The organism is Actinotalea sp. C106 (assembly GCF_023630195.1).
Classification (GTDB): Bacteria; Actinomycetota; Actinomycetes; order Actinomycetales; family Cellulomonadaceae; genus Actinotalea.
On record NZ_JALPKN010000531.1, the window covers coordinates 1 to 1,094 of the forward strand.

Annotated in this window: 3 protein-coding genes; all 3 read right to left on the reverse strand. The window is 73.5% G+C overall.

Annotation, left to right across the window (positions count from 1 at the left end; genetic code table 11):
• Positions 1-395: histidine phosphatase family protein (locus L0B03_RS18255; RefSeq protein WP_250448485.1), on the reverse strand; the 395-nt coding region annotated here is incomplete at its 3' end.
• Entirely contained in the window at positions 392-787 is a 396-nt protein-coding gene (gene rsfS / locus L0B03_RS18260) for a ribosome silencing factor (RefSeq protein WP_250448487.1), read from the reverse strand. The genes rsfS and L0B03_RS18255, both read right to left, overlap by 4 nt.
• A partial coding sequence (locus L0B03_RS18265) for a hypothetical protein (protein WP_374205031.1) occupies positions 787-1,094 on the reverse strand: 308 nt, incomplete at its 5' end. The genes L0B03_RS18265 and rsfS, both read right to left, overlap by 1 nt.

Genomic DNA, 1,094 nt, shown 5'->3' on the forward strand with positions numbered 1-1,094 from the left:
GCCATGCGCTCGGCCACCCGTGCCCGAGTCTCGGCCCCCGCACGCTCGGGGTCCTGGCCGCGGCGCCAGACGGCGTGCTCCTCGGGCCAGCGCTCGGCGATCTCCTCGGAGGTGAGCCCCTCCCACGCGCCGAAGCCCCGCTCGCGCAGCCGCGGGTCGGTCTCGACCTCGAGGCCGGCGAGCTCGCCGAGGGCGGCTCCGGTCGCCGCCGCTCGCCCGAGGTCCGAGGAGACGATCCGTCGCGGCCGGTGCCTCACCTGGAGGGCACGGGCAGCCTCGCGGGCCTGCCACCTGCCGACCTCGTCCAGGGGGATGTCGACCTGACCCTGCAGTCGCGCCTCGGCGTTGTACGCCGTGCGTCCGTGTCGCCAGAGAAGGACGGTGCCGGCGCTCACTCCTGGGGCTCGGGGCCGCCGTCGCCGCCGCGGGCGTCGGCCGGGAGCTCGACGACCGGGCAGTCGGACCAGAGACGCTCGAGGGCGTAGTACACGCGGTCTTCGTCGTGCTGGACGTGCACGACGATGTCACCGAAGTCGAGGAGGGCCCACCGGCCCTCGCGGACGCCCTCGCGCCTCAGGGCTTTGACCCCCCGGGCATGCATGGCTTCCTCGATGGCCTCGGCGATCGCGACCACCTGCCGCTCGTTGGTACCTGAGGCGATGAGGAACACATCAGTCAGGACGAGCCGGTCGCTGACGTCGAGGGCGATGATCTCCTGGGCCTTGCGGTTCGAGGCGGCGCGGGCCGCCTCGACCGCGAGGTCGAGGGCGTGGTCGGTGGCGGGCACTAGTCCCCAGCTTCGTGAGTAGGTGTGTGGGTCGTGGACTGCGGGGCGGGTCCTGCAGCATTCGCGTCGGGAGGCTCGTTGACGACGACCATGAAGATCAACATCCCCAGGACGAAGGCGACGAGCACGAGCACGAGCATGTGCAGGAAGGTGTAGGGGTGGGTCCGGGGGGAGGTCCCGTCGGGCTCCTCGCCTCGACCCGCCTCCCCCCCGGTCTCGGTGGGCTGCGGGGCCCCGGCTCCGCCGGGCACGGACCCAGGCCCGCTCGGGACCGAGCTCCAGCCCGCGGGGGACCCCGGCTCGACCG